The sequence below is a fragment of the Propionivibrio sp. genome, assembly GCF_041441355.1.
Classification (GTDB): domain Bacteria; phylum Pseudomonadota; class Gammaproteobacteria; order Burkholderiales; family Rhodocyclaceae; genus Propionivibrio.
The window spans coordinates 41,118-67,644 of sequence record NZ_JASDTF010000037.1; the positions used below are offsets into that span (position 1 = coordinate 41,118).

Here is a 26,527-nt window from a genome sequence, read left to right on the forward strand (position 1 = left end):
TGCCGATTCTGTTGCGGTTGAGGATTCTTCGTCCGCTATTTTCCGCGCCTGACGCGCGGCCGACTTTCTTTTGCGTCGCCAAAAGAAAGTCGGCAAAGAAAAGGCGACCCCAGGTCGGCGCCCCGCTGCGCGGGTTTCCCTGCGCGACTCAGGTCGGGCGGGGGCTGCGCAACTCGGGCCTGCGGCCCTCAAACAGTGCTCGCCCTTTTTCCGCCCGCCCCTGCGTTGCTCGGCGCCTTCCAGGGGCCTATATGGACGCGCGCTGCGGCGGCTGCAGGCCAATAAGGACGGGCCTTGCTGGGCGTTGTCGTTTAGCGCCGGGAGTCCTGTCGCGTCATTTCCTTCATGCGGCCGCTACGCCGCGACGCTTTTTCGCCCCTGTGCCGCGCCGAGCAAGGCCGCCGGGCCGGCGAGTCGCGCAGGGCAGTCGGCGCAGCCGACCGCGGAACGCAGCAGTTCAAACAGCCCGTTGTGCGTTCAGGACCGGCAGGACTTAGCGGCGCGGAGCAAGCCTCCGGCGGAGCGTTCAAAACCGGTCGCGCACGCGTTCCCAGGTCTGCTGCAGGTGATGCGTCATCGCCTGCTTGAGGCGTGCGGCGTCGCGGGCTTCGAGGGCAGCGATGATTTCTTCGTGGTCGCTGACCGCGCCTTTCCAGGTGCTGTCGTCCTGGTCGCCGAGGTAGCGCACGCGGCGCATGCGCGACTGCACGGTTTCATGCACCAGGGCCAGCGACTCGTTGCCGCTGATGGCGATCAGCTGGGTGTGGATCTGCTGGTTGCGCTTGAAGTACTGGAGCCGGTTGCCGGCGCGGTAGAAGGCCAGCATTTCGTCGTGCAGCTGGCGGACTTCCTGAATCTGGGCGTCGCTGGCGTGGCTGCAGGCCAGGGGCGCGGCCATGTCTTCGAGCGCGATCAGCACGGCCAGCATGTCCTGAACGTCCTTGCCGGTGAGCTGGCGAACCAGGGCGCCACGGCTGGGGACGAGTTCGACCAGGCCTTCGCTGGCCAGCACTTTCAGGGCTTCGCGCAGCGGGGTGCGCGAGACGCCGAGCTGCTGACCGAGTTGGCCTTCGTGGATGCGCGCTCCGGCGGCCAGCCGCCCCTCGATGATCATGTCGCGCACGCGCGAAACGACGACGTGGTGCAGGGTCGGGCGCTCGATCGGGGCGACCTCGCTTGCCGGCGTTTGATCCGGGGTGTGGACGGCTGCATCGCTCTCAAGGCTCATCGCATCTCCTTCCTGGTCTTGGTTTTATGGGGTGTGGAAGAGATTCTGCGCGGGGCGCCGGCAAGGCGCAAAGAAAAAGACGCGCGCCGGGTTCGCCTTTTTCGTTTGGTGTTGTATTCTGAATTCAGCGTGTTACATTTTTATTGACAAATAAACATCTGAACCGCACCATGCGGGGAAAAAATTGACTAGGAGGCTGCCTTGAATACGAATGCCTGCGCGACCGGCGCGTCTCTTCCGATCCTGGCCCTGGCAATGGGCGACCCGGCCGGGATCAGTCCCGAGCTGACGGTCAAGTTGCTCGGACTCGAAGAAATTCGAGCCGCGGCGCGTCTCGTCGTTTTCGGCGACCTCCGCATCCTCGAAGCCGGCGCCCGCATCGCCGGGATCAGCCCCGAGCTGGACGTGATCAAGCCCGGAACGCCGATCGTTCCCGGTGCGCGCCCGGTGTTCGTCGATCTCGGCCACCTCGACCCGGCCAAAGTGAAGGTTGGCGAGGCGACCCCCGAAGGCGGCGCCTTCGCGCTCGAAAACTTCCGTCAGGCGCTGCTCATGGCGCATCGCGGCGAGGCCGACGCGGTCTGCTTCACCCCGTTCAACAAGCAGGCCATGCGCTACGTCTACCCGGCCTACGACGATGAGATCCGCTACATCGCCGAAATCATCGGCTTCAAGGGCGCGGCGCGCGAATTCAACATTCTCGAAGGCCTGTGGAACTGCCGCGTCACCTCGCACATCCCGCTCGCCGAAGTCGCGGGCGCGATTACCATCGACGGTATCCTCACCGAGCTTGAACTGGCCGACCGCTGCCTGCGCGAAGCCGGGCTGGAGAACCCGCGCATCGCCGTGGCTGGCCTCAACCCGCACGGCGGCGACGGCGGCAACTTCGGCCGTGACGAGATCACCACCATCGAGCCCGCCGTCAAGGCGGCGCAGGCGCGCGGTTTCAACGCCTCCGGCCCCTACCCGGCCGACACGGTGTTCGTGCGCGCCAAGCGCGGCGACTTCGACGCCGTGCTGACCATGTACCACGACCAGGGCCAGATCGCGATGAAGCTGATGGGCTTCGACCGCGGCGTCACCCTGCTCGGTGGTTTCCCGTTCCCGATCTGCACCCCGGCCCACGGCACCGCCTACGACATCGTCGGGCGCGGCATCGCCAACCTTGGCGCCAGCCGCGCCGCGCTGCTCCTGGCCGCGCAGATGGCGGCGCAGCGAAAACCGGGCGCCTGATCGCTCAAGCGCCGGCCCGCAGGACATTTGAATCGGTAAGAATACGTCGCAAACATTGAGGTCTTTTCCACCGTGCTTCAACACAGCAAAGGAGTAATCGATGTCAAAGATCAAGTCGACCGTCGCCCTGCTTGCCGGCGCGCTGTTCGCTAGTGCCGCCAGCGCCTGGACTCCCGACAAGCCTGTCGAATTCGTCGTCACCGCCGGTGCGGGCGGCGGCACCGACACCTTCGCCCGGACCATCCAGTCGATCATCGTCAAGTACAAGTTGATGAACGCGCCGATCGTCGTCGTCAACAAGGGCGGCGGCGGCGGCGGCGAAGGCTTCGTGTATGGTTCGAGCCAGCCGGGCGACCCCTACCGCGTCACCTTCGGCACCAACAACCAGTACCTGCAGCCGCTGGTCGCCAAGATGGGCTTCACCGCCGAGAGCTTCACCCCGGTGGCGGCGATGGCCAAGGACGAATTCCTGATCTGGGTGAACGCCGACGCTCCCTTCAAGACGGTCAAGGACTACATCGACGCGGCCAAGAAGCCCGAAGGGCTGAAGATGGGCGGCGCGCAGTCTAAGGACGTGGACCAGACGCTGACCAGCATGATCAGCGCTGCCACCGGCGCCAAGTTCACCTACATCCCGTTCAAGAGCGGCAGCGAAGCCGGCGTGCAGCTCGCCGGCAAGCACATCGACTCGAACGTGAACAACCCGAGCGAGAACATCGGCCAGTGGAAGGCCGGCATGGTGCGTCCGCTGTGCATCTTCAGCGCCGAGCGCATGGCCGCTGGTCCGAAGATCACCAAGGACATGGCCTGGTCGGACATCCCGACCTGTAAGGAATCGGGCCTGCCGATCGAGAGCTACCAGATGCCGCGCAGCGTCTGGCTGCCGGCCGGGGTTTCGGCCGATGCGGTCAAGTTCTACACGCAGATGCTCGACAAGGTCCGCCAGACGCCGGAGTGGAAGGCCTACATCGAGCGCACCTCGCAGACCGATCGCTTCCTGACCGGGGATGAGTGGAAAACGTATGTGAAGAACGACGCCCAGCGTGCGGCCGAAGTCTTCAAGCGTGAAGGCTGGCTGGCGCAGTAAAGCGTTTCAAGGTCATTAGAGCAAGTTCCGGCGGCGGGGCAGCCCGCCGCCGTCAGTTCGACGTCGTTTATGGAGCCGAGCATGCGTTCTTCGTCCGAAACCCTGGTGACCCGCCTCACGATGGAGGTCGCGGTCGCGCTGTTTACCGCCGCCATCGGCGCCATTGCCGTTTTCGGCTCGGTTGGCGATGGCATCGGCTGGGATGAAGCCGGGCCGCAGAGCGGATACTTTCCTTTCTACATTGGCCTCATCGTCATCGTCGCCAGCCTCGGTGCGCTGGTGCAGGCGGTGATCAAGCATCGCGACCGCAAAGCGGTGTTCCTGACCCGCGAGCAAGGCCAGCGCGTGCTCTCCTTCAGCCTGCCGATGGCGGCCTTCGTCCTGGTGGCCAACTTCCTCGGCCTCTACGTCGGCCTGCTGCTCTACCTGTTCGGCGCGATGGTCTTCCAGGGCGGCTACCGTCCGCTCAAGGCCGGCGCGATCAGCGTCGCGTCGGTGCTGATCTTTTACGTGGTGTTCGAAATCTGGTTCCAGGTGCCGCTGCTCAAAGGGCCGGTCGAAGCCTGGCTCAAGCTGCACTGATTCCGTTTGAGACAAACAATAAGTATCGGGCACGTATCCGGTACTCCATGCGTGGGTATTGTTTTGGGAGGATGTTGTGGATAACTTCGCCAATTTGATGCACGGCTTCGAGATCGCCTTCTCGGCCTATCACATCCTGCTGATGGCCGCCGGCGTCTTGCTCGGCATCCTGGTCGGCGTGCTGCCCGGGCTCGGCGCGCCGAACGGCGTTTCCTTGCTCCTGCCGCTGACCTTCACCATGGACCCGGTGTCGGCGATCATCCTGCTCACCAGCATGTACTGGGGCGCCCTCTTCGGCGGCTCGACGACCTCCATCCTGTTCAACATTCCCGGCGAACCCTCCTCGGTGGCGACCACCTTCGACGGCTACCCGATGGCCCAGCAAGGCCACGCCACGCACGCCCTCACCCTGGCCTTCACCTCGGCCGGCACCGGCGCCCTCTTCGGCGTGGTGGTCATCACCCTGCTCTCGGGCTGGGTGACGCAATTTGCGCTCAAGTTCAGCTCGCCCGAATACTTCGCCGTCTATCTGCTCACCTTCTGCAGCTTCATCGGCATGGGCAACGCCTCGCCGTTCAAGACCATCGTCTCGATGATGCTCGGTTTTGCCTTCGCCAGCGTCGGCATGGACACCATCTCGGGCAGCATGCGCTTGACCTTCGGCTTCCCCGAACTCGTCAAGGGCATCAGCTTCCTCGTCGCCGTCATCGGCCTCTTCGGCATCGGCGAGCTCTTGCAGACCATGGAAGAAGGACTGCGCTTCGAAGGCATCAAGGCCAGGATCAACCCGCGCGACGTGCTGCGGGCGCTGATCTCGCTGCCCAAATACTGGCTGACCCTGCTGCGCAGCGCGCTCGTCGGCTGCTGGATGGGCATCACCCCGGGCGGACCGACCGCCGCCTCGTTCATGAGCTACGGCCTCGCCAAGCGCTTTTCGCGCAACAAGGAGGCCTACGGCAAGGGCGAGCCTGCCGGCGTCATCGCCCCCGAAACCGCCGACCACTCGGCCGGCACCTGCGCCATCCTGCCGATGCTCGCGCTCGGCGTGCCCGGCTCGGCGACCGCCGCGGTGATGATGGGCGGGCTGATGATCTGGGGCCTCACCCCCGGGCCGATGCTCTTCATCGAGCGCCCCGACTTCGTCTGGGGCACCATCGCCAGCATGTACCTCGGCAACGTCATGGCCGTCGTCCTCGTGCTCGCCACCGTGCCGCTGTTTGCCGCCATCCTGCGCATCCCCTTCTCGATCATCGGGCCGATGATCGTCGTCGTTTGCTTCATCGGCGCCTATACCATCAGCGGCGCCCGCCTCGACCTCTGGCTGGGCCTCGCTTTCGGCGTCTTCGGCTACCTGCTGAAGAAGCTCGACTACCCGATCGCCCCGCTGGTGCTGGCCATGGTCCTCGGCGACAAGGCCGAAGACGCCTTCCGCCAGTCGATGATCTTCTCCAAGGGTTCGATGGGCATCTTCTGGTCGAACGGCCTGGTCGGCACCATCACCACCCTCGCCCTGGTCCTCCTCTTCTGGCCGATGATCGCGTCGCTGATCAAGAAGCTGCGCGCCCAACCGGCCGAGGCCCGCGCCTGAGCGCGGCCGTCAAGAACAGGTAGCAGGCAGCAGCGGCGCTTGCGTCGCATTGCTCTCGGCGTCCCAATTGGGGCGCCGTTTTTTTGTCCTGCGATTGGGTGGCTTGGTGACCGGAAAAAAACAGGAGCATAATCCGAATGCCGGGGGAACGAATCACCTGATTAATTGTTATGTGTCATGTCAGCGTCTCGAATCAAAACACGGATATTGCTATGACCAGCCTTCTTGAATTAATGACTTTAGAAACTTTGTCGGTAATCTCGAATTCGTCGTTCACGACATCTCTAGTTGGGGCGCTAGTTGGAGCATATGCCGGTGCTTACGCAGCTCAGAAAATTGCCGAGCGCAGTAAAGTGCGTGCTGAGTTTCAGGCCCAGATTCGGAATTCGAATGCTGCAATTACGCTTTCGTTTATGGTGTGCAATGCAGCGATATCGTTGAAGGAGCAACAAACAAAAGGGCTGTGTGATACTTTTTTTAAGAAGAGAGATGAATTGGAGTGTTTCTTGAAGAAGCGTGATTCTGGAGAGATTTCTCTAGACACTCCATTTGAATTTGAAGCCGATTTCAGAAGCATTTCACTTCCCGCTTTTCAGATAGACGCATTGAGTTCTCTCGTGTATGAAAAGCTGTCGGTTACTGGGCGGCCGCTTGCACTTGTGGCTACTATAGCCGGCGTCATTTCTTCTTTGGATGAGACGGTTACATACAGAAATGGCCTTATTTCAAAGTTCAAAGATCTACCGCAGGATACTCGCAATGTAATGCTGCCAGCCCTTTACTTTGGAAGGCCATATGGCGAAGGCCATGTCAGCACGGAATACATTGACTCAATGACGAATCTTAAAACACAGACCGATGATGTTATTTTCTTTAGCTGTCTGTTATGCAAGGATTTAGCAATGCATGGCGAAAAGGTCTTGAACAATTTCAAGACTCAGTACAGAGGTGTTATTGAGCAAGTTAACGCTATCGAGATGTCGCCAGAAAAGACTAGAGGGTTAATGCCGCCTGACGAACAATATTCGGAATGGCTGAGTGGGTTTCGTGAAAAGTCCGGCGATTCCAGGCGTTGAACGGCACTTAAGGTGAGCGCATCCCCGTTGATGTACCTCAACGTCAGGCCTCACTGTTCTCCGCTCGGAGCACCCTACTCCCGCATCAAATACTGCAGCGCGATCCACGCCTGGCCGAGCGCCAGGCCGCCGTCGTTGGGGGGCATGCGGCGGGCTTCGATGAGGTGCAGGCCGCGGGCGTGCAGGGTGTTGCGCAGCAGGCGGCCGAGCACCTGGTTTTGCAGGCAGCCGCCGCCGGCGACGACGGTGGCGCCGGCGGCGGTGTGGCGTTCGAGCCAGTCGGCGAGGGCTGCGGCAAGGGTGGAATGGAACAGGGCCGCGCCGCGCCCGGGGTCTTTTTCATCGGCGAGGGCGGAGAACATCGGCCGCAGGTCGAGGGCGTTGCCATCGTAGGTCCAGCCGTCGGCCAGCGGTTCGGTCGGGCCGTGGCGTTCGGCGAGGCCTTCGAGCAGCAGCCCGCCCTGGCCGCGGAAGGCGGCGTCGCGGGTGAGGCCGAGCAGGCCGGCGGTGGCGTCGAAGAGCCGGCCCATGCTGGTGCTGGGCTGGCAGTTGGCGCCGCTGCGCAGGGCGTCGGCGATCGATTCGAGTTTCCTGGCCTTGGCGAAGCGGCGTTCGATCTCGTCGCCGCGCCCGAGCCATTGCAGCACGGCGGCGGCGAGGGCCCAGGGCGCGCTCGCGGCGTAGGGTTCGTCGAGCACCAGATAGGGGCGGATGTGGCCGAGGCGTTCGAAGCAGGCCCCGTCCACGCGCAGCAGCTCGCCGCCCCAGACGGTGCCGTCGCTGCCGATGCCGACGCCGTCGAGGGCAATGCCGACCACCGCTTCGCTGATCCGGTGTTCGGCGAGGATGGCGGCGATGTGCGCGTGATGGTGCTGCACGCCGAGCAGCGGGATGCCCTGGCGGGCGGCGAACTGGGCGGCGTAACGGCTGGCCGGGGTGTCGCCGTCGAGGTCGTGCGCGACGATGGCGGGATTGACCTCGAGCAAACGCAGCATGTGCTCGATGGTGTCGCGGAAGTGGCGTTCGACGGGCGGCCGGGCGAGGTTGCCGATGTGCGGCGAGACGTAGGCTTCGTCGCCGCGGGTGATGCACACGGCGTTCTTGGCCAGCGCGCCGACGGCCAGCACCGGCGGGCCGGCTTCGAGCAGCTTGACGCTGCGCGGGACGTAGCCGCGTGCGCGGCGCACGAGCTGCAGGCCGCCAGGGCCGGAGCAGGCGATGCTGTCGTCGCTGGCGGCGACGATCTCGCGGTCATGCACGAGGAAGGCGTCGGCCATGCCGGCCAGGCGGGCCAAGGCGTCGTCGTTGTGGATCGCCGGCGGTTCGCGGTGCGGGTTGCCGCTGGTCGTCGCCAGCGCGAAGGGCTGCGCGGTGTCGAGCCAGGCGGTGCCGTCGGGGCGGCCGGCGGCTTCGTGGAAAATGAGGTAGTGGATCGGCGAGAAGGGCAGTTGCACGCCGAGCCAGACGAGGCCGGGCGCGGCGCCGGGCAGGTCGCGGTCGCAGCGTTCGCGCTTTCTGAGCAGGATGATCGGCCGCTCGGGCAGGTTGAGCAGCCCGGGCTCGCCAACGCTGACCTGGACGTAGGCCGTCGCCGAGAGGGCGTTGGCGAACATCACCGGGAAGGGTTTGACCGGGCGCTGCTTGCGTTTGCGCAGGGCGGCCACGGCGTCCGGATTATGGGCGTCGCAGACGAGCTGGAAGCCGCCCGGGCCCTTGATCGCCACGATCTTGCCCTCGGTCAGCAGGCGGTAGGCCTGCGCGATCGGGTCGCCGGCGATGGGCGCGCCCTGGGCGTCGAGCAAGGCGAGCTGAGGGCCGCATTTGGGGCAGCAGTTGCCTTCGGCGTGGAGCCGGCGGTCGTCCGGGCGGGTGTACTCGGCCTGGCACTTGCGGCACATGGCGAAGCGCTTGAGGCTGGTGCGGTCGCGGTCGTAGGGCAGGTTGCGGCAGATGGTGTAGCGCGGGCCGCAGTGCGCGCAGTTGGAGAAAGCGTAACGCCAGCGCCGGCCCTTGCTGTCGAACATGTCCTGCAGGCAGTCGCGGCAGATCACTGTGTCCGGGCCGATCATCGTCGCGGCGCGGCCGCCGCGGCTGTCGAGGATGTAGAAGTCGTCTGAGATCGTGATCGAGGCGGTGTAGCGCGAGCTGATCGCGTCGATGCGCGCCAGCGGCGGGGCTTCCTGGTGCAGGCGCTGGACGAGTTCGGCCACGGCGTCGGCATTCCCGCAGGCTTCGATCTCGACCCCGAGCGCGTCGTTGCGCACCCAGCCGGTCAGCTGCAGTTCCTTCGCCAGACGGAGGACGAAGGGGCGGAAACCGACCCCTTGGACGACGCCGCTCAGGCGGATGCGCTGGCAGACGGTGTTGACGTTTTCGTGGGCGTGCACGGTTCGGGTCCAATCTCGGTCGGGCGCGGGCTCCTGGCGCCGACATGCCGGTGGGGTTCCGGGCGGGGGTGGAATTCGGGGCGCATTCTAGCCCACTCGGCGGGGAATCGGAAATTCCGCGCCGGGGACACCGGAGAAAGAGAAAAAACGGGGCGACCGCGCCTTGCGGCCGCCCCGGTCGACGCTTATGGCTTGAATTTCAGCAGCAGCGGTTCCTGGATGTAGGCGTGCCGAACCTGCGCGTTGTCGAAGAAAGCGATGCCGAAACCGTAAGCCTTGGTGAGGTCGTTGAAGTTCACGTCGAACTTGGAACCGGTCACCAGCTTGCGTGCGATCTCGACGGTCCACTTGCCGTTCGCCCAGCGGGCGTTGGTGGCGATGTCGCCGCGGTCGCCGGTGAACGGCGCGACGAGGATCGACGCCACTTCGTCGCCGGCCTTGAACTTGCTGTCGTCGAAGGCGACCTTGTCTTCGGGTTTGAGCCAGTAGGTGCCGCCCTTGTTGGCCGGCTTGGCGTCTTTGTTCATGAACTCGGGTTTGCCGTCGACGAGCTTGATGTCCTCGTAGCCGCCGCCCGTCTTCGGGTCGGATTTGCGCCCGGCGTCCGGCGATTTGGCTGGGTCATGCCGGGTGTGGTCGACATACTGGTCGTCGATCTGACCCAGGAAGCCGCCGCGCACGTATTTGAGGTGCCAGATGTCGCCGATTTCGCCTTCCTCGGTGGTGTACTTGTTGCCGTAGGGCTTGCCCGGTTCACCCGCGTGGCAGGCCGCCTGGCAGGAGAAGCGCTCGTTGAAGCCGAAGATCGAGTTGTCGATGTTCCAGATGACGGCCATCTTGTCTTCGTAGTAGACATTGTTGTCGCCGCCCTTGTCGTTCGGGTCGGCCAGCTTCTTCCAGCTGCCGTCGGCCTGCTTCTGGAACGGGCTGCGGCGCACCGAAAGCGTGGGATCGTCGTAGGTGACGAGCATGTACAGCATGTCGCCGACGTAGACGGCCTGCACCGTGCCTTGCGTCTCGCCCTTGCCGTCCTTGAAGTTGGCGCCTTTGACGGCGGAGAACTTGACCACCGGCGCGCTCTTCCAGACCGCGTCGTCGGCCATGCCGTCGAGTTTGGGGGCGCTGGCGGCTTTGACGGCAACGACGTCGACCGCCTTGAACGATTTGGGTTTTTCCTGCGCCTGGGCAGCCAGGGAGGTGCCGGCGAGCACGGCGACGACGGCCAGGGCCAGCGGGGTACGGACGATCTTCATTACCTTCCTCCTTCGGTGAACCAACGGACAAAAACCGGCACTCGCATCGGGCGCATGCGTCAATGCGTGTGCCAGCCGGAAACCATGGCGCGGAACATCTGGCCGAGCGTGCGGCCCGTCGTTCCGAGGTAGATGTGGGTGAGCAGGAAGAGCAGCAACGCCATCGCGACGAGGTAGTGCAGAAGGGCGATGGGCAGCAGGCCGTCGAAGCCGAACAGTTGATCGGGCGCCAGTTCGGGGTAAAGGAAGACGAGGCCGCTACCGATCAGAACCGGCATCAGGCCGTACATCACCCCGGCGTAGGTGAGCGCCTGGAGGACGTTGAACGGCGCGTCCGGGCTCGGTTCGTGCGGGTGCGGCGCGCCCTGGAAGATACCCCAGGCGTACCACGCGAGCTGCGCCCGCAGGCGCTGGCGGGCGTGCGGCCCGAGCACGAGGAAGTGGCGCCAGTTGCCGCTTTTGGCGTTGGCGGCGAGGAAGAAGAGGTAGGTCACGGCCAGCGCGATGCCGCAGGCGTTGTGGATGCGGACCGCCAGCTCGAAGTCGAGCAGCGGCAGCTTGGGGTCGGAGTAATGCAGGCTCAGCCCGGTGGCTGCGAGCACCAGGATGAGGGCCGCGTTAAGCCAGTGCCAGAGACGGACCCAGGCGGGGAACAGATAGACGCGTTCACTCATCTTTACGCCTCCGGCGCAGGAACCCGCCGAGCACGCGGCCGGCGGCATGGACCAGGATGCCGAGCAGGGTCAGCGCGAACAGCCCGCCGACAATGGCGTCGAGCCGCGGGTTGCGCGTGGCGCCGAGGACATAGGCGTGGGTCAGGATGATGCTGTTGAAGAAACCGAGGCGTTCGTTTTCTTCTTTCTGAAGGTGCCGGTAGAGGCGGGTCTTGAGCGCGCTGTCCTGACTGTGACAGGCCACGCATTGGCGTTCGGCGCGGTCCTTGGCCAGGATTTCGTGCGAGAGGGATTTGCCCGCCGGGGTGTGGCATTCGACGCAGCGCACCGATTCCCAGTGCAGGCGGGTGTTGGGCAGCCAGGCGTGGATACGGTCGATGTCGGGCCGCGCCTTGGGGCTCGTGCCGTCGGTCGGCGCGAGATGGCTGAACGTCCGGGCGAAGGCCGCGTCCGAATCGTGGCAGCCGAGGCAGTGGCGGTTGTCCTGCGCGACGATGCGGCGCGGTTCGACAAGCCGGTAGGCGATCAGGTCGCGGTGCGGGTCGTGGCAGGTCGAACAGGTGAAGCGTTCGCGCAGGCGGACGGCGTGCACCGAGGCGTCGAATTGCTGTTCGATGCGCATCACCTTGCTGGCGTGGCATTCGGCACAGTCGCTGCGCTTTTCCCGTGCGCCTTCGGGGTGCGGGTAGTCGTCGTAGACGCGCCCGTGACACTGCGTGCACGCGACCTTGCCGTGGTTCGAGCCGGGGTAGGTTTCGGGCGTCGGGCTGTTGGCCAGTTTGGTCAGGGCCGAGAGGTCGAGCCCGGGGCGCGGCGGGTTGTGGATGGCCGCCGGAGCATGGCAGGAAAAACAGGCGGCATTGGCCTGACGCACGCTTTCCTCGCTGCTGGCCGTGTCCGCCGACGCGGGCAGGGGCGCGGCAGCGGCGCAGAAGAGCAGGAACAGCATCCACAGGCGGAGGGGGTGTTGCACGCGGCGCTCTCCCTTCGGCAGAGTTTCGATGCAAACGATGCGCTGATCTAAATATATTGAGCCTTGCCCGGCTTGTCACCCGTAACGGCGGGGTCGTGCCGGGCTCGTGAGGCGGCGGCGCAAAGTATGATCTTGATCAATCCCACGCTACACTGCGCGCTGCACAATAACGATCCGTAATTCTCCGGAACCGCCTCCGTATGCTCGAAGCCACCAGTCTGGAATGCCAGCGCGGCGACCGTCGCCTGTTTTCCGGCGTGGACCTCCGGCTGGAGGCGGGCGCGGTGTTGCACGTCGCCGGCGAGAACGGCTGCGGCAAGACCAGCCTGCTGCGCATGCTGTGCGGCTTTTCACCGCCGGTGGCGGGCGAAATCCGCTGGCAGGGCGAGCCGATCGGCCGTCTGGGCGAAGCCTACCGGCGCGAAATCTTCTACCTCGGGCACGCCAACGCGATCAAAGATGAGCTGAGCCCGCTGGAAAACCTGCTCAGCGCCGCGCGTCTGGCCGAGCAGACGCTCGACGAGGACGCCGCCCTCGAGGCACTGGAGACCTTCGGCCTTGCCGGCCGCGAGGATCTCGCCTGCCGCTACCTGTCGCAGGGGCAGAAACGCCGGGCCGCCCTGGCGCGCCTGGTGCATAACCGCCAGACCCTGTGGATTCTCGACGAGCCCTACGTGGCACTCGACCCGGCGGCGATCGGCGTCGTCGTCGGCCTGATCGGCGCGCACCTGCAGCGCGGCGGACTGGCCGTGCTCACCACCCACCAGCCGGTCGAGCTGGCGGCGGCCCAGGTGCGCCGCCTCGAGTTGCGGCCGCCCGGGCGGGCCGGGCGCGTTGCTCCGGAGGGCGGTGGATGCTGAGTCCGGTGTACGCGCTGGTGCTTCGCGACCTGCGACTGGCTTTCCGCCGGCGCAGCGATCTTGCCTCGGTGCTTTTCTTCTTCATCATTGTCGTCAGCCTCTTTCCGCTTGGCGTCGGGCCGCAGCCCGAGCTGCTGCGCACGCTGGCGCCCGGCGTGCTGTGGGTCGCCGCGCTGCTGGCGACGATGCTCTCGCTGCCGCGCCTCTTCGCCGACGACCTGCGCGACGGCACCCTCGAACAACTGGCGCTGGCGCCGCAGCCGCTGGCGCTGGCGGTGATCGGCAAGGTGCTTGCCCACTGGCTGGTCTCCGGCCTGCCGCTGACCTTGCTGGCGCCGGTGCTCGGTTTGCAGTTCGACCTGGCGCCCGACGCCTTGCTGACCCTGACCCTGGCGCTGTTGATCGGCACCCCGGCGCTGTCCGGCATCGGCGCCATCGGCGCGGCGCTGACGCTGGGCGTGCGCGGCGGCGGGGTGCTGGTGTCGCTGCTGGTGCTGCCCCTATATATTCCGGTGCTAATATTCGGCGCCGGGGCCGTCGAAGCGACGGCAACCGGGATGGGCGCGCAAGCCCACCTTTCCTTGTTGGCTGCCCTGAGCCTGGGCGGCGTGTTTTTTGCGCCGTGGGCGACCGCGGCGGCCATCCGGATTGCTTTGGAATGACCTCTGTACCTCCCACCCACTGTGCCCTGGCGACCGGCTGCAAGGCGCACCGTTATTGGATCTCAGGGCGATGAGTTTCAACATTTACCGTTTTGCCAGCCCGCAGGCCTTCTACCCCCTGGCCGGGAAGATGATTCCCTGGTTCTGGGCGCTGGCCGCGCTGTTCGGCATTGCCGGGCTTTATGTCGGCTTCCTCGTGGCCCCGACCGACGCCCAGCAGGGCGAGGGCTACCGCATCATCTTCCTGCACGTGCCGGTGTCGTGGATGTCGATGTTCGTCTATCTGGTGATGGCCTTCTGGGCCGGGCTGGGGCTGGCCTTCAACTTCCGTCTCTCGGGCATGATGGCGCAGGCGCTGGCGCCGACCGGGGCGCTGTTCACCTTTCTCTCGCTGTGGACCGGCGCGCTGTGGGGCAAGCCGATGTGGGGCACCTGGTGGGTGTGGGACGCGCGCCTGACCTCGGAGCTGATCCTGCTCTTCCTCTACGTCGGCTTCATCGCCCTGCAGGCGGCGATCGACGATCCGCGCCGCGCCGACAAGGCCGGGGCGATCCTGGCGCTGGTCGGGGTGGTCAACATTCCGATCATCTACTTCTCGGTCAAGTGGTGGAACACCCTGCACCAGGGCTCGTCGGTCAATTTCGCCAAGTCGTCGATGGCCACGGTGATGCTCTGGGGCATGCTGCTGTGCGCCATCGCCTGCTGGATGTACGCCATCGCCGTGAGCCTGATGCGGGTGCGCTCGATCATCCTCGAACGCGAACGCGACACGGACTGGGTGCGCGCCGAGCTGGCGCGCCAGGAGGCTTGAGATGCTCTATTGGAACAGCTTTTCCGAATTTCTCGCCATGGGCAACCACGGCGTCTATGTCTGGGGCTCGGTCGCCGTCACCGCGCTGTGCATGATTGCCGAACCGATGCTCGTCGCTCGTGGTCGCAAACAGCTGATCGCGCGCCTGCGTCGCCAGCAGCGCAGCGAGAAGTCCGAATGCTCCGAACGTTCCGAATCATCCGCCCGTCGTTTCCGTTGAGGCCGCTTTGAAAACCCGTCACAAACGCCTGCTGCTCATCCTCGCCGGCCTGGCCGTGCTCGGCGCCGTCGCCGCGCTGGTGCTCAATGCCTTCCAGAGCAACCTCGTCTTCTTCTTCTCGCCGACCCAGGTCGCCGCCGGCGAAGCCCCCAAGGGCAAACCCTTCCGCATCGGCGGCATGGTCAAGGACGGCACGATCCAGCGCGAGGCCGACGGGGTGACGCTGCGCTTCGTCATTACCGACACCGAAAAAGACATCGTCGTCGCCTACAAGGGCATCCTTCCCGACCTCTTCAAGGAGGGCAAGGGCGCCGTGGCGCAGGGCCGCCTGGGCGACGACGGCGTGTTCGTGGCCAAGGAGGTGCTGGCCAAACACGACGAGAACTACATGCCGCCCGAGGCCGCCAAGGCCGTCGGCGACGCCCACGCCCGCGCCCTGCAGAAGCAGGCCATCGAAGCGACGGCCAAGACCGTCAAACCTTAGGACAGGCCGATGCAGACCGTCATTCCCGAACTTGGCCAGCTGGCCCTGATCATCGCGCTCGGCGTGGCGCTGGTCCAAGGCGTGCTGCCGCTGATCGGCGCGCAACGCGGCCTGCCGGCCTGGATCGCGCTGGCGCGTCCGGCGGCGTGGGCCGGTGGTCTGCTGCTCAGCGTCGCCTTTCTGTGTCTGGCGATCTCGTTCGCAGTCAACGATTTCTCGGTGCTCTACGTCGCCCAGCACTCCAACACTCTGCTGCCCATGCAGTACCGCCTGGCGGCGACCTGGGGCGGGCACGAAGGCTCGCTGCTTCTCTGGGCGCTGATGCTGGCCTGGTGGACGCTGGCCGTCGCCGTCTGCTCGCGCCAACTCCCCGACGCCATGGTGGCGCGCGTGCTTGGTGTGCTCGGGCTGGTGCTGGCGGGCTTCCTGCTCTTCATCCTGCTCACCTCCAACCCCTTCATCCGCCTGCTGCCGGCCGCCGACGAAGGGCGCGACCTCAATCCGCTGCTGCAGGACCCGGGCCTGATCTTCCACCCGCCGATGCTCTACATGGGCTACGTCGGCTTCTCGGTGGCCTACGCCTTCGCCGTCGCTGCGCTGCTCTCGGGCCGGCTCGACGCCGCCTGGGCGCGTTGGTCGCGGCCGTGGACGACGGTGGCCTGGGTCTTCCTCACCCTGGGCATCGCGCTCGGTTCGTGGTGGGCGTATTACGAACTCGGCTGGGGCGGCTGGTGGTTCTGGGACCCGGTCGAGAATGCCTCGTTCATGCCCTGGCTGATCGGAACCGCCCTCGTGCATTCGCTGGCGGTGACCGAAAAGCGCGGCAGCTTCAAGAACTGGACGGTGCTGCTGGCGCTCTCGGCCTTCTCGCTCTCGCTGCTCGGCACCTTCCTCGTCCGCTCGGGCGTGCTCACCTCGGTGCATGCCTTCGCCACCGATCCGCGGCGCGGGATCTTCATCCTGATCTTCCTCGTCGCGGTGATCGGCTCTTCGCTCGCCCTCTTCGCCTGGCGCGCGCCCAAGGTCGGCCTGGGCGGGCGCTTTGCCGCCGTCTCGCGCGAGTCGCTGCTGCTCACCAACAATGTGCTGCTGGTCGTCGCCTGCGCCTCGGTGCTGCTCGGCACGCTCTACCCGCTGCTGATCGACGCGCTCGGCGGCGGCAAGCTCTCGGTCGGACCGCCCTACTTCGACGCGGTGTTCGTGCCGCTGATGCTGCCGGCGCTGTTCCTCATCGGTGTCGCCCCGTTCGCGCGCTGGAAGGCGGCCAGCCTGGCCGAACTCGCGCGCCTGCTGCGCTGGGCCTTCGTCGTCGCGGCGCTGGTCGGCGCGCTGGCGCCGCTGCTCGGCGGGGCGTGGAAGCCGATGGTCGCGCTGAGTCTCCTGCTCGCCGTGTGGATCGTCCTGACCGCCGGGCTGAACGTCGTCCAGCGCGTGCAGGCGACGCGTGCCGGCGGCAGCTTCGGTGCGGCGCTCGGGCGCCAGCCGCGCAGCTTCTTCGGCATGCATCTGGCGCACGTCGGCATCGCGGTCTTCGTCGTCGGCGTCGCGCTGGTCAATGGCTACCAGACCGAGAAGGACGTGAAGATGGCGCCGGGCGATACCGTTTCGGTCGGCGGCTACAGCTTCCGCTTCAACGGCGTGAATGCGCAGCGGGGACCGAACTATCAGGCGCTGGTCGGTGACGTCGCCCTCCTGCGCGACGGGCGCGTGCTGCGCCAGCTCAAGCCGGAGAAGCGCAATTACTTCGCCTCGTCGATGCCGATGACCGAGGCCGCGATCGACAGTGGCCTGTTGCGTGACGTCTATGTCTCGCTCGGCGAGCCGATCGACCGCGCCCGCCCCGACGGCGAATGGGCGGTGCGCGTCTATCACAAGCCCTTCGTCGGCTGGATCTGGGGCGGCTGTCTGATCATGGCGCTCGGCGGCCTGCTCGCCGCCAGCGACCGGCGCTACCGGCTGCCGGCGCGTCGCTCGGCGGCCGATTCCACTGCTTTCGAGGTGTCCGCATGAACCGTTTCGTCTGGCCGCTGGTCGGCTTCGTCCTGCTCGTGGTGCTGCTGGCCGTCGGCCTGAACCTCAACCCGCGCGAAGTGCCGTCGCCGCTGGTCGGCAAGCCGGCGCCGGCCTTTACGTTGGCGCGCCTCGACGCGCCGGAAAAAACCTTCTCGCCGCAGGACATGCGCGGCCAGGTGTGGCTGCTCAACGTCTGGGCCAGCTGGTGCGTTTCGTGTCGGGTCGAACACCCGGTGCTGGTCGAGATGATGCGCCAGCAGAATGCGCCGGCGATCCAGCTCGTCGGCCTCAATTACAAGGAAGTCCGCGGCGACGGCGCGCTCGACGCGAGCAAACTGTCGGCCGAGGAAGAGCGGCGTCTGGCGATCGAACGGGCGCGCGGGTGGCTCGGCAAGCACGGCGATCCCTACACCCTGTCGGTGCTCGACATCGACGGCCGGGTCGGGATCGACTACGGCGTCTATGGCGTCCCGGAAACCTATGTCATCGACAAGGCCGGCGTGATCCGGCTCAAGCACATCGGGCCGCTGACGCCCGAGGTGGTGCGGGACAAGATCCGACCGCTCGTCGCGGAGCTGAGCAAATGAGCCGCCTGCGTCTGCTGGGCCTTCTCTTCGCCCTGGTGCTTGCCTTGCCGCTGCAGGCGCGCGAGGCCGCGCCGCTGGCCGCCGACGAAGCGACCGAAAAGCGGCTGGTGACGATCTCCTCCGAGCTGCGCTGCCTCGTCTGCCAGAACGAATCGCTCGCCGGCTCCAACGCCGAACTGGCCAACGACCTGCGTCGCGAGATCCGGACGATGATCCGCGCCGGCAAGAGCGACGCCGAGATCACCGACTTCATGGTCAGCCGCTACGGCGACTTCGTCCTCTACCGGCCGCCGCTCAAGGGCAGCACGCTGCTGTTGTGGTTCGGCCCCCTGCTCCTGCTGCTCGTCGCCCTGGTGGCGATGATCCGTTACCTGCGGTGGCGTGCTTCGGCGCCCGAAGCGACGCCGCTGACCGACGCGCAACGCCGCCAGGCCGACCGCCTGCTCGACTCCGGAGACCGCGAGGCATGACCCCAACCGTCGTTTTCCTCTTGGGGGCCGCGCTGTTGTTGGCCGTCGCCCTGGCGCTGATCCTGCCGCCGCTGCTGCGCGGTGCACGCACGGGCTCACCCGAAGCCGGCGACCGCAGCGCTGCCAACCTCGCGATCTACCGCGACCAGCTGGCCGAGCTTGAGCGCGACCGTACCGCCGGCACGCTGGCCGAGGCCGAATACGCGCAGGCACGCGACGAGCTGCGCCAGCGTCTGCTCGAAGAGCGGAGCGACGGCGCGTCCGCGGACGCGACGGCAGGCGCGCGCCGCAGCCCGCGCAGCGCACTGGTCCTGCTCTTCGCCCTGCCGATTTTCGCCGCCGCCGGTTACGCCTGGCTCGGGCAGCCGCAGGCGCTCGACCCGGTGCATACCCAGGCCCGGCTCGATCCGCAGGAGATCGAGGCCATGCTCGGCAAGCTCAAGGCCCGCCTCGAGGCGCAGCCCGACGACCTCAAGGGCTGGGTGATGCTGGCCCGTTCGTACAAAACGCTCGGCCGCTACGCCGAGGCCGCCGAAGCCTACGGTCGTGGCGGTTCGCTGGTCGACAACGACGTGAGCCTGCTCCTCGACTACGCCGACGTCCTCGTCCAGCTGAACGACGGGCGCTTCGCCGGCCGTCCCGAACAGCTCATCGCCCGGGCGCTGACGCTCGAGCCCGACGAGCCGCAGGCCTTGTTCCTGGCCGGCGCGGCGGCGGGCGAGCGCGAGGATTACGCGGCCGTGGTGCGCCACTGGGAGCGCCTGTTGCCGCAGCTGGCGGCGGGTTCGGACGAAGCCAAGGCGATCGAAGGGGCGCTCGTGCGGGCGCGCGAACTGGCCGCCGCCAAGCGCGACACCAAGGCGCCGCCGCCCAGCAAAGCGGCGATCAGCGGTGAGGTGAGCCTGAGCGGGGCCTTGGCGGCCCAGGCCAAGGCCGACGATCTGGTGTTCATTTTTGCGCGTCCGGCCGACGGCTCGCGCATGCCGCTGGCCGTGCTGCGCGTGCGCGTTGCCGACCTGCCCTACCGTTTCGTGCTCGACGAGCGCAGCGCCCTGCCCGGCAGCGCGCGTCTGGCGGAGCAAGGCACGGTGATCGTCGAGGCGCGCGTGGCGCGCTCCGGCCAGGCGCAGACCGCGAGCGGCGATTTCTACGGAACCTTGGAGAAGGTCAAGCCCGGGAGCCGCAATCTGCGCCTGCGCATTGACCGCATCGAACCTTGATTCGCTGACGCGCTGTTGAAAAAAACAGTGGACACTTGGCGCTGCCCCCGGCGAGGGGGCAGCAAGCGCCGCCTTCGTTGCCATGAACACCACGCGGGGGCTGGCGTCATCTTTCGGTCATATTTCTCTGGCATGCTGCGGAGCAGCCCGTGAGGTCGAGGACGCGGAAGATTTTCGTCTGATGGTCGTTGTACGGGTTAAATTTTCGTGATCGAACGTAATTTCGGTGTTTTTGTGCGATTTGTGATCGATTGCGAAACAAAACTTGACAGTCTGTGCCGGGATGGTCAGCATTCCGGTGTCGGCAAAAAAATAAAAGACTCAGGAATGCCGGAGCGCTCGCGGTCGCAGTCGTCATCAACAGCGTCTTGTTGTTCATCCAAGGAGAAGTCATGCGCATGAAACTTTCCGTTTTTGCCTTGGCGGCGGCGTTTGCCGTGCCGGTGCAAGCCCAAACCGAAATCCAATGGTGGCACTCGATGGGCGGCGCCCTGGGCGAATGGGTCAACGACCTGGCGAAGGACTTCAACGCCAGCCAGAAGGACTACAAGATCGTGCCGACTTTCAAGGGCACGTACGATGAATCGATGACTGCGGCGATCGCCGCCTTCCGCGCCGGCAACGCCCCGCACATCCTGCAGGTGTTCGAAGTCGGCACCGCGACGATGATGGCCAGCAAGGGCGCCATCGTTCCGGTCGGCAAGGTGATGGCCGACGCCGGCGTGAAGTTCGATCAGGGCGCCTACGTGCCCGCCGTGGCCGGCTATTACACCGCGCCCAACGGGCAGATGCTGAGCTTCCCGTTCAACAGCTCGACCACCGTCTTCCACTACAACAAGGACGCCTTCAAGGCCGCCGGCCTTAACCCCGACAAGCCGCCGCAGACCTGGATCGAAGTCGCTCAGGCCGCCGCCAAGCTCAAGTCGAGCGGGCACAGCTGCCCGTTCACCACGAGCTGGGTGAGCTGGACGCAGCTTGAGAGCTTCTCGGCCTGGCACAACGTCGAATTCGCCTCCAAGGGCAACGGCATGCGCGGCACCGACGCCCGCCTGCTCTTCAATTCGCCGCTGCACGTGCGCCACATCGAGAACCTCTCGAACATGGCCAAGCAGGGCCTGTTCGTGTACAAGGGCCGTGCCAATGCCGCCGACGCGACCTTCGTCTCCGGCGAGTGCGCGATGATGACCGGCAGCTCGGGCCTCTACGCCAACATCAAGCGCAACGCCAAGTTCGCCTCGGGCACGTCGACGCTGCCCTACTACCCCGACGTCGAAGGCGCGCCGCAGAACACCGTGATCGGCGGCGCCAGCCTGTGGGTGATGTCGGGCAAGAAGGCCGACGAATACAAGGGCGTCGGCCAGTTCTTCGCCTACCTCTCGAAGCCCGAAGTGGCGTCCGAGAGCCACAAGCGCACCGGTTACCTGCCGGTGACCATCGCCTCTTATGAGCTGACCGAGAAGAGCGGCTTCTACAAGCAGAATCCCGGCACCGACGTGGCGGTGACGCAGATGATCCGCAAGACCACTGAAAAGTCGCGCGGCATCCGCCTCGGCAACTTCGTGCAGATTCGCACCATCGTCGACGAAGAGATGGAGCACGTCTGGGCCGGCAAGAAGGCGCCGAAAGAGGCGCTCGACATCGCCGTCAAGCGCGGGAACGAGCAGCTCGAGCGTTTCGCCAAGACCAATAAATAACCTTCCCGCTCCGCCCGGCCCGAAAGGCCGGGCGTCTTTCCATGGAAAAACGCGTTCGCTTTAAGTCGAAGTGGTTGCCTTGGGCACTCGTTGCGCCCCAATTGGCCATCATTTTGGTGTTCTTTTACTGGCCCGCCGCCCAGGCGCTCTTGCAGAGCGTGATGGTCGATTCGCCCTTCGGCGGCAACCGCGAGTTCGTCGGCCTCGACAACTTCCGGCAGCTGTTCGGCGATCCGGGCTACCTCGCCTCGTTCAAGACCACGGCGATGTTCTCCATCCTGGTTGCCGTGTGCGGCCTGTCGATCTCGCTGCTGCTCGCCGTCATGGCCAACCGCGTGGTGCGCGGCGAACGCCTCTACAAAACGCTGCTGATCTGGCCCTACGCCGTCGCGCCGGTGGTTGCCGGGGTGCTGTGGGTGTTCATGTTCGCGTCGCCGATGGGCGTCATCGCCTTCTGGCTGCGCGCGGTCGGGATCAACTGGGACCACCTGCTCAACTCCAACCACGCGATGACGCTGATCGTCGTCGCCGCGGTGTGGAAGCAGATTTCCTACAACTTCCTGTTCTTCCTCGCCGGCCTGCAATCGATTCCCAAGTCGTTGATCGAAGCGGCGGCGATCGACGGCGCCTCGCCCTGGCGCCGTTTCTGGACCATCGTTTTCCCGTTGCTGTCGCCGACCACCTTCTTCCTGCTGGTGATCAACGTCGTCTATGCCTTCTTCGACACCTTCGGCATCGTCGATGCGACGACCAAGGGCGGTCCCGGCAAGGACACCTCGATCCTGGTGTACAAGGTCTATTACGACGGTTTCAAAGCCATGGACATGGGCGGCTCGGCCGCGCAGTCGGTGGTGCTGATGGCCATCGTGGTGACACTCACCGTCATCCAGTTCCGTTTCGTCGAAAAGAAAGTGCAGTACTGACATGGTCGAACGTCGCCCGGGCCTGACCCTGCTCTCGCATGTGATCCTCGTTCTCGGGGTCATCATCATCGCCTTTCCGCTCTACCTGACCTTCGTCGCTTCGACGCAGACGGCCGAGCAGATCACCCAGTCGATCCCGATGTCGATGATTCCCGGGACGAACATGATCGAGACCTACAAGACCGCGCTCTTCGGCGGCGAAACCTCGGCCGGCTCGAGCTTCGCCGGCGCCGGGCGGATGCTGTGGGTGAGCCTGATGACGGCCTTGATCATCCCGATCGGCAAGACGACGATTTCGCTGCTCTCGGCTTTTGCCATCGTCTATTTCCGCTTTCCCTTCCGCGATGCGCTCTTCTGGTTGATCTTCATCACCCTGATGTTGCCGGTGGAAGTGCGCATCGGGCCGACCTACGAGGTCGTCGCGGCGCTCGGGATGCTCAACACCTACGCCGGCCTGACGGTGCCGCTGATCGCTTCGGCGACGGCGACCTTCCTCTTCCGCCAGTTCTTCCTCACCGTCCCCGACGAACTCGTCGAGGCGGCGCGGATCGACGGCGCCGGGCCGATGCGCTTCTTCAAGGACGTGCTCCTGCCGCTGTCGGCGACGAGCATCGCTGCGCTCTTCGTCATCCAGTTCATCTACGGCTGGAACCAGTACCTCTGGCCGCTGCTGATGACCACTCAGGAAGACATGTACCCGGTGGTGATGGGCATCAAGCGCCTGATCGGTGGCGAGGCCTACACCGAGTGGAACGTGGTCATGGCCACCGCCATCCTGGCCATGTTGCCGCCGGCGATGGTCGTCATCCTGATGCAGAAATGGTTCGTCAAAGGCCTGGTCGACACCGAGAAATAAGGCGCTCCTTCATTCAAGCTCAACGCAGACATCGCAGACATCGATAACCATGGCTTCCATCTCCCTTCGCAAGGTCGTCAAACGCTACGGCAGCGGCAAGACCGCCAACCAGGTCATCCACGGCGTCGATGCCGAAATCAAGGACGGCGAATTCGTCGTCGTCGTCGGCCCGTCCGGCTGCGGCAAATCGACCCTGCTGCGCATGGTCGCAGGCCTCGAGGAAATCTCGGGCGGCGAAATCGCCATCGGCGAGCGCGTGGTCAACGACCTTGAGCCATCGGATCGCGACATCGCGATGGTCTTCCAGAACTACGCGCTCTACCCGCACATGAGCGTCTTCGACAACATGGCCTACGGCCTGAAGATCGCCAAGCTGCCGATGGAAGAGATCAAGGAGCGCGTGGCCAAGGCGGCCAAGATCCTCGAGCTCGGCCCCTACATGGCCCGCCGCCCGCGCGAGCTCTCCGGCGGTCAGCGCCAGCGCGTCGCGATGGGGCGGGCCATCGTGCGCCAGCCGCAGGTCTTCCTCTTCGACGAGCCGCTCTCCAACCTCGACGCCAAGCTGCGCGCGCACACCCGTCTGGAAATCCAGAAGTTGCACCGCGACCTCGGCATCACTTCGCTGTTCGTGACCCACGATCAGGTCGAGGCGATGACCCTGGCGCAGCGGATGATCGTCATGAACGGCGGCGTCATGGAGCAGTTCGGCACGCCCGAGGAAGTCTATGCCCGGCCGGCCTCGACCTTCGTCGCCACCTTCATCGGCTCGCCGCCGATGAACCTGCTCAAGAGCGCGCCGGGTGCCGCTGCCGACACGATCGTCGGCATTCGTCCGGAGCACCTCGACTTCACCACCGACGAGAACGCCGGCTGGGCGCTGACCGTCGATGCCATTGAAATGCTCGGTGCCGAGCGCCTGCTGTATGGCCGCTGGCAGCACGGCAACGGCGACGAGCTGGTGGTCATCCGCGCCGACGAGGCGCATCAGGCGCCGAAGCTGGGCGACGTGATCCACGTCATCCCGCGCCCCGACCGGCTGCACTACTTCGACGCCGCGACGGGCAAGCGCAAGGACGCCTGATCCGCCGCCAGCGACAAGACAAAGGCGCGGCCGAGGCCGCGCCTTTTTTCGTTCAGCGCGTGGCGACGATGAACAGGCGGCGGAAGGGGAACAGCGTCGTGCCGTCCGGGCGCCGCGGGTAGGCGGCGTTGGTGCGGGCCCTGTAGTCGGCCAGGAAACGCTGGCAAAGCGGAGCCTCAGGGCCGCCGAGGCCGTTCATCACCGGGATCAGCGCGGTGCCCTTGACCCATTCTGCGACGGCGTTCTCGCCTTCGAGAACGTGGGAGTACAGCGTCTCCCAGAGGTCCACGTTGGTCGCCAGCGGCTTGATCCAGTCGTAATAATCGGTGGGCTCGGCGACCGGGCTGCCCAGTTTGTCGGCGTCGATCGCGGCCCGCTGTTCGGCCGGCAGGGCCAGCGCGTCGAGCGCGGCGTCGATCGAGGTGTGCGAAGGCGCGGCGAAGTTACGCGGCATCTGCACGGCGAGAATGCCGCCGGGTTTGAGGAAGCCGAGCAGGCGCGCGAACAGCGCCGGATGCTTGGGCAGCCAGTGCAGGGCGGCGTTGGAATAGATCAGGTCGACCGGCGCTTCGGGCTGCCACTCGGCGATGCCGCTCTCGACCCAGGCCGCCTGCGGCAGCTGGGTGCGTGCCTTGGCCAGCATCTCGGCCGAGTTGTCGACGCCGGTGAACTGCGCCTGCGGCCAGCGTTCGGCGAGGAAACGGGTGACGTTGCCGGCGCCGCAGCCGAGGTCGACCACGTGCTCGGGCGCGGCGAGCGGAATCTGGGCCAGCAGGTCAAGCGCCGGACGCAGACGGTGATTGCTGAACTTGAGGTATTGCGCGGGATCCCAACTCATTGCAGCCCTTCCATGACGTGAGCGTAATCGTGATCGTGGTGCGTGATTTCCTGACTTCGCCCGCTGGCGACGCAGGCGGACGAACGGCCATGCTGCCACACCGACGAGGTGGATGCAAAGCCGCGCCGTGCTTGGCATTGCACCACGATGATGCGCGCCTTCATTGATCTGGGCGAATTATTTCGATAATCTGCATGCAGTGGTCGGCGCTTACCGGCGCCGGGCCTTTTTCGCCACTTCTCCACCCATCCCATGAGGTTCGCCATGCCCGATATCGCCGACGCCAACAAGCAAAAACTCGTTTCCGACATGAAGGTCGTCGTTTCCGACGCCGAGGAAATCCTGCGTGCTACCGCCGGAGTCGCCGGCGACAAGATGAGCGACCTGCGCGAGCGCATCGGCGAGCGCCTGCGCGACGCCAAGCTGCGCATCGCTGACGCCGAAGCCGCCCTGGTCGACAAGACCAAGGCCGCCGCGCGCGCCACCGACGACTACGTGAACGACAACCCCTGGCAGGCCGTCGGCATCGCTGCTGGCATCGGCTTCCTGCTCGGCGTCATCATCGGCCGTCGCTAAGCGGCCGCCCGGCATGAGTGCTACGCCGGGAAGCGAGGGCGGTGGTGGGGGTGTCTTCGCCGCCGCCATCAACCTCGCCACGACCCTGCTCGCCACCGCGCGCACGCGCCTCGAACTGCTCTCCAACGAGGTTGCGGAAGAGAAACTGCGCGCGCTGCGGCTGTTCATTGCCGCACAGGCCATGCTGTTCTGCCTGGGCCTCGGCATCGTCCTTGGATTCGCCTGGCTGTGCGCCCGGTTCTGGGACGCCCGCCTGATCATCCTCGGCCTCGGCACCCTCGTCTTCCTCGGGCTCGCCTTCGTCGGCTACCGCTTCGTGTGTTTCTACGCCGAGCGGCCGCAACGTGCCTTCGACGCCAGCATGGCCGAACTGCAGGAAGACATCCGCCAGCTCAAGGCGGCGCTCGAACATGAACGGCAGCAAAAAACTCAGTGAACTGCAGTTGCAACGCGGCCGGCTGCTCGAGCGCATTGCCGGGCAGCGTGCCACGCTTGCGCGCGAGGCGCAGCCGCTCGTCGCGGTGCTGACCACCACCGACCGTTACCTCGGCCACCTGCGCCGCGGCACCGACTACCTCAAGGCCCATCCCAGCCTCGCCACCGCGGGCGTCGCTGCCTTGCTCTTCGTGCGCGGTGGCCGCCTCTGGCAATGGGCCCGGCGCGGCTTCGTCGCCTGGCGCCTGTGGCGGACCTTCGACAGCCGTCTGCGCGACCTCGGCTGGCGCGTGCGTCCGTGAGCCGCGCGCCCGAGCCGCCTTCGCCCGAAACCCCGCCGTCGTCTTCCGCAACACCCCCTCCGACGAGTTTTCTGGGCCAGTTGATGCAAGCCCAGAAGCGACAGGCCGGCGCCGTCGTCGGCGACCTCGTGCGCATGCGCGGCCTGATGCCGCTGTTGATGAAAAACCGCAACGGCGGCGCCTGGTCACCGGAGGAAAAAGCCGAACTGCTCGACCAGATGCGCCGCCTCTCGCGCGTCTCCCCGGTGCTGCTTCTGCTGCTCCTGCCCGGCTCGGCCATCCTGTTGCCGATCTACGCCTGGTGGCTCGACCGGCGCGACCGTCCGCGCCAAGAACGCCTCCCCCCGCCCTGACACGGCGGCCGCGCCACAAATCCTCGTTCTCTGGGTCCCCGCAGCCAACCATCGAAGCGCC

General features: G+C 65.8%; 29 protein-coding genes. 22 read left to right on the forward strand and 7 right to left on the reverse strand.

Going from position 1 to position 26,527, the window contains the following annotated elements:
* Positions 1-526: 526 nt before the first annotated feature.
* The gene (locus QMB55_RS12565) at positions 527-1,228 is read right to left on the reverse strand and encodes a GntR family transcriptional regulator (protein WP_497589058.1); all 702 of its coding nucleotides are present in this window, start codon (positions 1,226-1,228) and stop codon (positions 527-529) included.
* 201 nt (positions 1,229-1,429) lie between these two features.
* On the opposite strand from QMB55_RS12565, the gene QMB55_RS12570 reads away from it, so the two are divergent.
* The 5 genes from QMB55_RS12570 (at position 1,430) to QMB55_RS12590 (ending at position 6,794) form a co-directional block, all read left to right on the forward strand.
* On the forward strand, positions 1,430-2,461 hold the full coding sequence (locus tag QMB55_RS12570) for a 4-hydroxythreonine-4-phosphate dehydrogenase PdxA (RefSeq protein WP_497589059.1): 1,032 nt from the start codon (positions 1,430-1,432) through the stop codon (positions 2,459-2,461).
* Positions 2,462-2,561: 100 nt separating this feature from the next.
* Positions 2,562-3,548, forward strand: coding sequence for a Bug family tripartite tricarboxylate transporter substrate binding protein (locus tag QMB55_RS12575; RefSeq protein WP_497589060.1), 987 nt, complete (start codon positions 2,562-2,564; stop codon positions 3,546-3,548).
* 81 nt (positions 3,549-3,629) lie between these two features.
* The gene (locus tag QMB55_RS12580; protein WP_497589061.1) at positions 3,630-4,130 is read left to right on the forward strand and encodes a tripartite tricarboxylate transporter TctB family protein; all 501 of its coding nucleotides are present in this window, start codon (positions 3,630-3,632) and stop codon (positions 4,128-4,130) included.
* 76 nt (positions 4,131-4,206) lie between these two features.
* Positions 4,207-5,718, forward strand: a complete 1,512-nt coding sequence (locus QMB55_RS12585; RefSeq protein ID WP_497589062.1) for a tripartite tricarboxylate transporter permease — start codon at positions 4,207-4,209, stop codon at positions 5,716-5,718.
* A gap of 212 nt (positions 5,719-5,930) precedes the next feature.
* Positions 5,931-6,794, forward strand: a complete 864-nt coding sequence (locus QMB55_RS12590) for a hypothetical protein (protein ID WP_497589063.1) — start codon at positions 5,931-5,933, stop codon at positions 6,792-6,794.
* 74 nt (positions 6,795-6,868) lie between these two features.
* Here QMB55_RS12590 and hypF read toward each other — a convergent pair whose 3' ends face one another.
* The 4 genes from hypF to QMB55_RS12610 form a co-directional block, all read right to left on the reverse strand.
* Positions 6,869-9,181: a carbamoyltransferase HypF gene (gene hypF / locus QMB55_RS12595; RefSeq protein ID WP_497589064.1), complete on the reverse strand. Its 2,313-nt coding sequence runs from the start codon at positions 9,179-9,181 to the stop codon at positions 6,869-6,871.
* A 185-nt stretch (positions 9,182-9,366) separates the two neighbouring features.
* Positions 9,367-10,434 (reverse strand): ethylbenzene dehydrogenase-related protein, encoded by a 1,068-nt coding sequence (locus tag QMB55_RS12600; protein ID WP_497589065.1) that lies wholly within the window; start codon positions 10,432-10,434, stop codon positions 9,367-9,369.
* A gap of 59 nt (positions 10,435-10,493) precedes the next feature.
* Positions 10,494-11,108, reverse strand: a complete 615-nt coding sequence (locus QMB55_RS12605) for a cytochrome b/b6 domain-containing protein (protein WP_497589066.1) — start codon at positions 11,106-11,108, stop codon at positions 10,494-10,496.
* Positions 11,101-12,081 carry a cytochrome c3 family protein gene (locus QMB55_RS12610; RefSeq protein ID WP_497589067.1) on the reverse strand — a complete coding sequence of 327 codons (981 nt, stop codon included), beginning with the start codon at positions 12,079-12,081 and terminating at the stop codon, positions 11,101-11,103. Before QMB55_RS12610 ends, QMB55_RS12605 begins: the two co-directional genes overlap by 8 nt.
* 200 nt (positions 12,082-12,281) lie before the next feature.
* On the opposite strand from QMB55_RS12610, the gene ccmA reads away from it, so the two are divergent.
* From ccmA to ugpC, 13 genes are all read left to right on the forward strand, one after another.
* Complete coding sequence (ccmA, locus tag QMB55_RS12615) at positions 12,282-12,941, forward strand: cytochrome c biogenesis heme-transporting ATPase CcmA (protein WP_497589068.1); 660 nt, start codon at positions 12,282-12,284, stop codon at positions 12,939-12,941.
* Entirely contained in the window at positions 12,935-13,603 is a 669-nt protein-coding gene (gene ccmB, locus QMB55_RS12620; protein ID WP_497589069.1) for a heme exporter protein CcmB, read from the forward strand. Before ccmA ends, ccmB begins: the two co-directional genes overlap by 7 nt.
* A 70-nt stretch (positions 13,604-13,673) precedes the next feature.
* Complete coding sequence (ccmC, locus tag QMB55_RS12625; protein WP_497589070.1) at positions 13,674-14,414, forward strand: heme ABC transporter permease CcmC; 741 nt, start codon at positions 13,674-13,676, stop codon at positions 14,412-14,414.
* Between the two features lies 1 nt (position 14,415).
* Complete coding sequence (gene ccmD, locus QMB55_RS12630; protein WP_497589071.1) at positions 14,416-14,634, forward strand: heme exporter protein CcmD; 219 nt, start codon at positions 14,416-14,418, stop codon at positions 14,632-14,634.
* Positions 14,635-14,641: 7 nt separating this feature from the next.
* Positions 14,642-15,118, forward strand: a complete 477-nt coding sequence (gene ccmE / locus QMB55_RS12635; RefSeq protein WP_497589072.1) for a cytochrome c maturation protein CcmE — start codon at positions 14,642-14,644, stop codon at positions 15,116-15,118.
* Between the two features lie 9 nt (positions 15,119-15,127).
* Positions 15,128-17,128 carry a heme lyase CcmF/NrfE family subunit gene (locus QMB55_RS12640; RefSeq protein WP_497589073.1) on the forward strand — a complete coding sequence of 667 codons (2,001 nt, stop codon included), beginning with the start codon at positions 15,128-15,130 and terminating at the stop codon, positions 17,126-17,128.
* The gene (locus QMB55_RS12645) at positions 17,125-17,718 is read left to right on the forward strand and encodes a DsbE family thiol:disulfide interchange protein (protein ID WP_497589074.1); all 594 of its coding nucleotides are present in this window, start codon (positions 17,125-17,127) and stop codon (positions 17,716-17,718) included. Before QMB55_RS12640 ends, QMB55_RS12645 begins: the two co-directional genes overlap by 4 nt.
* Positions 17,715-18,188, forward strand: coding sequence for a cytochrome c-type biogenesis protein (locus QMB55_RS12650; RefSeq protein ID WP_497589075.1), 474 nt, complete (start codon positions 17,715-17,717; stop codon positions 18,186-18,188). The genes QMB55_RS12645 and QMB55_RS12650 overlap by 4 nt, the downstream gene beginning before the upstream one ends.
* Positions 18,185-19,408, forward strand: coding sequence for a c-type cytochrome biogenesis protein CcmI (ccmI, locus tag QMB55_RS12655; RefSeq protein WP_497589076.1), 1,224 nt, complete (start codon positions 18,185-18,187; stop codon positions 19,406-19,408). The genes QMB55_RS12650 and ccmI overlap by 4 nt, the downstream gene beginning before the upstream one ends.
* Before the next feature lie 398 nt (positions 19,409-19,806).
* Positions 19,807-21,102 carry a sn-glycerol-3-phosphate ABC transporter substrate-binding protein UgpB gene (gene ugpB / locus QMB55_RS12660; RefSeq protein WP_497589077.1) on the forward strand — a complete coding sequence of 432 codons (1,296 nt, stop codon included), beginning with the start codon at positions 19,807-19,809 and terminating at the stop codon, positions 21,100-21,102.
* Positions 21,103-21,143: 41 nt separating this feature from the next.
* Positions 21,144-22,025, forward strand: a complete 882-nt coding sequence (gene ugpA / locus QMB55_RS12665; protein ID WP_497589078.1) for a sn-glycerol-3-phosphate ABC transporter permease UgpA — start codon at positions 21,144-21,146, stop codon at positions 22,023-22,025.
* 1 nt (position 22,026) lies between these two features.
* Positions 22,027-22,881 carry a sn-glycerol-3-phosphate ABC transporter permease UgpE gene (gene ugpE / locus QMB55_RS12670; protein ID WP_497589079.1) on the forward strand — a complete coding sequence of 285 codons (855 nt, stop codon included), beginning with the start codon at positions 22,027-22,029 and terminating at the stop codon, positions 22,879-22,881.
* A 49-nt stretch (positions 22,882-22,930) separates the two neighbouring features.
* Positions 22,931-23,962, forward strand: coding sequence for a sn-glycerol-3-phosphate ABC transporter ATP-binding protein UgpC (gene ugpC, locus QMB55_RS12675; protein WP_497589080.1), 1,032 nt, complete (start codon positions 22,931-22,933; stop codon positions 23,960-23,962).
* 52 nt (positions 23,963-24,014) lie between these two features.
* Here the strand turns inward: ugpC and QMB55_RS12680 are convergent, their stop codons facing one another.
* On the reverse strand, positions 24,015-24,800 hold the full coding sequence (locus QMB55_RS12680) for a methyltransferase domain-containing protein (protein WP_497589081.1): 786 nt from the start codon (positions 24,798-24,800) through the stop codon (positions 24,015-24,017).
* The gene (locus tag QMB55_RS12685; RefSeq protein WP_497589082.1) at positions 24,797-25,066 is read right to left on the reverse strand and encodes a hypothetical protein; all 270 of its coding nucleotides are present in this window, start codon (positions 25,064-25,066) and stop codon (positions 24,797-24,799) included. Before QMB55_RS12685 ends, QMB55_RS12680 begins: the two co-directional genes overlap by 4 nt.
* Between QMB55_RS12685 and QMB55_RS12690 the strand changes: the two genes are divergently transcribed.
* From QMB55_RS12690 to QMB55_RS12705, 4 genes are all read left to right on the forward strand, one after another.
* Positions 25,065-25,376, forward strand: a complete 312-nt coding sequence (locus QMB55_RS12690; protein WP_497589083.1) for an ElaB/YgaM/YqjD family protein — start codon at positions 25,065-25,067, stop codon at positions 25,374-25,376. The genes QMB55_RS12685 and QMB55_RS12690 overlap by 2 nt on opposite strands.
* A gap of 13 nt (positions 25,377-25,389) precedes the next feature.
* Positions 25,390-25,812: a phage holin family protein gene (locus QMB55_RS12695; protein WP_497589084.1), complete on the forward strand. Its 423-nt coding sequence runs from the start codon at positions 25,390-25,392 to the stop codon at positions 25,810-25,812.
* Positions 25,787-26,113 (forward strand): YqjK family protein, encoded by a 327-nt coding sequence (locus QMB55_RS12700; protein WP_497589085.1) that lies wholly within the window; start codon positions 25,787-25,789, stop codon positions 26,111-26,113. The genes QMB55_RS12695 and QMB55_RS12700 overlap by 26 nt, the downstream gene beginning before the upstream one ends.
* An 83-nt stretch (positions 26,114-26,196) precedes the next feature.
* Entirely contained in the window at positions 26,197-26,466 is a 270-nt protein-coding gene (locus QMB55_RS12705) for a hypothetical protein (RefSeq protein ID WP_497589086.1), read from the forward strand.
* Positions 26,467-26,527: the final 61 nt, after the last annotated feature.